Genomic DNA, 4,349 nt, shown 5'->3' with positions numbered 1-4,349 from the left:
CGGCCAAGGGCATCATCATCCGTCTTTTGATCTCTGTTTCATCCGGTTCATTGGCCAATAGAAACATCATTTTGGTGATTGCTGCCTCAGTGGTGATGTCTGCACCACTCAAAACCCCTACCCTTTTTAAGTCCATGCTGGTCTGGTACCTCCCTTGAATTACCCGTCCCCCATTGCATTGGGAAACGTTTAGTATCAAAATCCCTCGGTCTACAGCATCTTCCATCTCTTTGATAAACCAACTTTCACTAGGACTGTTACCTGATCCGTAAGTTTCTAGAACCACCCCCTTAAGGCCTTCCATACTCAAACTATGATGGATCACTTGTTGGGTGATGCCGGGAAACAATTTGAGCACCATAACACTTTTATCCAGCTTGTTAACATATCGAAGTTTCTTCCCCTCTTCATAAGGTCGAATGGCTGAATAGTTGTAATCAATGACAATGCCTGATTCAGCCAATGGTGGATAATTTTCTGACTCAAAAGCATCAAAGTGAACACTTTGTACTTTTTTGGCACGATTGCCACGTAGTAGCAAATGGTTGAAAAAAATACATACCTCCGGCACTATAGGCTTTCCGTTGGCCTTGGAAATGGCGATTTCCAATGAGGTCATCAGATTTTCCCGGGCATCAGACCGCATGGCACTGATCGGCAATTGTGCTCCGGTAAAAATCACAGGTTTATTCAGCCCTTTTAGCATAAAGCTTAACATAGACGCACTGTAAGCCATGGTATCAGTTCCATGAAGCACTACAAATCCATCATAGGTATCATAGTTTTCAAAAATAATATAAGCCATGTCTCCCCAATGCTGCAAATTGATATTGGAAGAGTCTATGGGCTCCGGAAAGGAAATCACCGTAATACTGATATTCAGGTTATTGAGGTTGGGGATTTTTTCAAGTATTTTCCCAAAATTAAATGGTACCAAGGCCCCATCATCGTCATAAGCCATCCCCAAAGTACCTCCGGTATAGATGATCAATACCGAATGTTCAATCTCTTGCTGTGCCGCTGTATTAAGACGTACTATTTTATAATTCATCAGGCAACAATTTGAAAACTTTTAATGCGTTCCTGTTGGTTATTTCCGAAACCTCTGCAATACTAAACCCGGTAAATTCTGCCATTTTTTCGGCGATATAAGGAATGTATTCCGGTGAATTTCTCTTGCCCCTAAAAGGCACAGGCGAAAGGTAAGGACTGTCTGTTTCCAACACAAGGTGCTCCGGCCCAAGTTCTCCGATCACTGCACCTACCCCACTGTTTTTATAGGTGAGGGTTCCCCCTATTCCTAAATAAAAACCCATTTCAATGATTTGTTTGGCCTGGGCTAAGGTTCCGGAAAAACAGTGAAAAATACCTGTCAAGCGCTTATCCACCAAAGGCGCTAGTAATTCAATGGTTTCATCCAGCGATTCTCTACAATGTAAAATCAAGGGCAACTGCTTTTCTTTAGCCCAATCTACCTGGATTTTCAAGGCAGCTTTTTGCTCCTCAAGGTAAGTCTTGTCCCAGTAAAGGTCTATTCCTGTTTCCCCCACTCCATAAAAGGTATGCTTGTCCCACCATTTTTCCATCTCGGTAAGGATCTTTTCAAAATTTTTGTCTACATCACAAGGGTGTAAACCCAGCATGGGATAACAATGGCCCGGAAACCTTTGTTCAAGGGCAAGCATCCCCTCAATTGATTCCAGGTCTATATTGGGCATAAAAATCTTATCTATTCCTGCCTCAATGGATCGCTCCACCACAGCTGTGACATCTTCACTAAATTTCTTACTGTATATATGTGCGTGAGTTTCAATAAATTTCATGTGTATTCTCGGTTTTTCCAGGTTAGTTCAATAGGGTAAAAGTAAAAAATTACCGTTGCCCAACTTACCCACCAATTGTATATTTCAAAGTAAATTAAATCAAAAATACTGACTCTGGTCATTGTTTTACCGGCAAATGTGTGAATAAATAGGGATTGAAAGATAATTTTAAATAGCCAAAAAACCACAGTCCACCAAGGTATAAAATACAAACCCACCATTAAGCCGGCATAGAATGCAACTTGAAGACCTAATAATAACTGCCAGACCAGAGGTAAAAGGAAGGCTCCCCGCATCCAACGTTTTCTTTGCTGGAGTAAGTTCCATACGGTTTTTTCCGGCTTGGTCCTTACCAATGACTCCTTATTGACCAGATGAATGGGACGGTAGCCCTTATTATACAAAGCGATAGACATGGCCAGATCCTCAGTTACATCCTTTACCACCCCTCCAAAACCTCCTGCACGCTGATATGCAGTTCTTCCCATTGCCATATTATTTCCCATTGCGGTAAGAGAATATCCAATATCGGAAACCACTTTTACCTTACCCAAAGTAAGCCACCAATCCAAGGCCTGCATTCTTGCAAACAAACCTCCACCAGCCACTGTAGTGATTCCGGTAAGGAGCCCAAATTCCTCTCTGTAAACTTTAGCCAATGCCTTACACCAGTTGGCAGGAACCACACAGTCGGCATCTGTAAAGACCATAAGGCCGGATGTGACCTGCCTTGCCATCTCTTCCAGCGCTTTGGCTTTACCATTTTCTCCTTTTTCAGGTCTTTTCTGCAAGGGCACCAAAGTGCGATTTTCTGCTTTATCTACCCAATCCTTTAATAGGCTGAGGGTTTGATCCTCACTATGATCATCAGCTACCAAAAAACTTATTTTTTCGGGGGGATAATCCATTTCTTCAAGGGCCTTCAGGCATTCGGGTAAGTTGCCGACCTCATTCCTACATGGCAACAATACGGTGATCGTCGGCAAAGTAAATGTTTCAGATTCGTATTGCTTAAAATTAAACCGAATCAAAACACACAAGGTAGCATAAAGAAGGGAAACTAAAATCACCAATAAAAGTGCTACTGGACCTATCATCGCTTACAATACTTCTGTTTTGAAACCTTTACTAGCCAAAAAATCTAAATACGGTGGTAAAATTTTCTGCAGGTTTGCTTTTGATTTTTGCTGATCATGAAACAAAACAATCGAACCATTTTCTGTGTGTTGCTTTATTTTCTTCAAGGCTTTTATGGGTTGCAGCTCTTGTTTAAAATCCCATGATATCAAATCCCAAAGTACAATTTCATATTCTTGGGACAAACTGCTTAAAAAATTGTTGCCCAACCTGCCATAAGGAGGACGGAAAATTTTTGTACGAATCCCCAATTTCTCTTCAATGACTTTTTGGCATTTCGCCACATCATTCAAATAAACAGCAAGTGAAGTTTTTGGCGCTTTTAGGTGGTGAAAAGTGTGGTTTCCTATCCCATGCCCTGCTTGGGCTATTTCCAAGGCCAAAGCGCTGTGTTTTTGGACATTGTCTCCAACCATAAAAAAACTGGCTTTCATCCTATAATCATCCAATTGACGCAACACAAAATCAGAAACCCCGGGAACCGGCCCATCATCAAAAGTCAAATAAACCGTTTTTTCCTTACGATCTCTGTGCCAGGTATATCCTTTAATCAACTTTTGGGCTATCCCCGGAACTTTATACAATCGCATATCAATTGAATTGAAGACTTAATAAAGTAATGTCATCTCTTCCCGGAACCCCATCTGAAAATTTTTCCATATCCTCCAACAGTCCTACATGAAAGTCTTCCGGAGTACTATCCCTGCAATGATTGATAAAGCTTAGCAACCTTTCTTCTCCATACTCCTCGTCCTGAGGATTCATGGCCTCTGTTAAACCATCCGTATACAGGTGCAAGACAAAATGATCTAGATTTTCTCGTTCTCCAAGTTCCAAAAAGGGCAAGTTCTCAAATGCCCCTAAAATAGTGGTGCCTGCCTCAAGTAATTCTGCTGAATTTTTTGAATTCAAACATAAAATTGGAGGGTTATGCCCTGCGTTCACATAAGTCAACTTCTTTTGGCTATAGGAATAATGTCCTAGAAAGAAAGTGATAAATCGTTCACCCTTGGTGGCATCAAAGATGGACAAATTCAATTGTTCAACTATGGTTTTCAAGTCTGTTCTAAGGGCCGCTTGGAAATTGGACATCAGCAAAGATGCCGGCATTCCTTTTCCTGACACATCCCCCACACAAAAATACACATCATCTTCTGTTGGCTGAATTAAATCATAATAATCCCCGCCTACAGAAAAATGGGGAATATAAGTTACTTTCGCCTTGAGTTTCTCATGGTTGGGCAAGGTGGCAGGAAACAACATCCGTTGAACATTGCTGGCAATTTCCATCTCTTTTCGAAAACTTTCCTGTTCCAATTGCTTTCTGGCAAAGCGCTTGTTTTCCAAGGCAACCACCAAAATATTCGTCAATGCTTGGGTAAAATCCAA

5 protein-coding genes are annotated in these 4,349 nt (G+C 41.3%); all 5 read right to left on the bottom strand.

The window, feature by feature from the left end:
- Nucleotides 1–1,051: asparaginase (locus tag AAC037_RS20495; protein ID WP_339905231.1), on the bottom strand; the 1,051-nt coding region annotated here is incomplete at its 3' end.
- Nucleotides 1,041–1,823: a TatD family hydrolase gene (locus AAC037_RS20490; RefSeq protein WP_339905230.1), complete on the bottom strand. Its 783-nt coding sequence runs from the start codon at nucleotides 1,821–1,823 to the stop codon at nucleotides 1,041–1,043. The genes AAC037_RS20490 and AAC037_RS20495, both read right to left, overlap by 11 nt.
- Nucleotides 1,820–2,920 (bottom strand): glycosyltransferase family 2 protein, encoded by a 1,101-nt coding sequence (locus tag AAC037_RS20485; protein ID WP_339905229.1) that lies wholly within the window; start codon nucleotides 2,918–2,920, stop codon nucleotides 1,820–1,822. The genes AAC037_RS20490 and AAC037_RS20485 overlap by 4 nt, the downstream gene beginning before the upstream one ends.
- Before the next feature lie 3 nt (nucleotides 2,921–2,923).
- Nucleotides 2,924–3,550 (bottom strand): polysaccharide deacetylase family protein, encoded by a 627-nt coding sequence (locus AAC037_RS20480; RefSeq protein WP_339905227.1) that lies wholly within the window; start codon nucleotides 3,548–3,550, stop codon nucleotides 2,924–2,926.
- Nucleotide 3,551: 1 nt separating this feature from the next.
- The coding region (locus AAC037_RS20475; protein WP_339905225.1) for a PP2C family protein-serine/threonine phosphatase at nucleotides 3,552–4,349 on the bottom strand (798 nt) is incomplete at its 5' end.

It is taken from the genome of uncultured Cyclobacterium sp., from assembly GCF_963976465.1.
GTDB lineage: Bacteria > Bacteroidota > Bacteroidia > Cytophagales > Cyclobacteriaceae > Cyclobacterium.
The sequence above is the reverse complement of the archived record's forward strand: the minus strand, read 5'-3'. Positions and strand labels throughout refer to the sequence as shown.

Excerpts from the sequence above, each read along its gene's own strand:
- AAC037_RS20480 (WP_339905227.1), bottom strand. The coding sequence starts at position 3,550 with ATGCGATTGTATAAAGTTCCGGGGATAGCCCAAAAGTTGATTAAAGGA.
- AAC037_RS20485 (WP_339905229.1), bottom strand. The coding sequence starts at position 2,920 with ATGATAGGTCCAGTAGCACTTTTATTGGTGATTTTAGTTTCCCTTCTT.
- AAC037_RS20490 (WP_339905230.1), bottom strand. The coding sequence starts at position 1,823 with ATGAAATTTATTGAAACTCACGCACATATATACAGTAAGAAATTTAGT.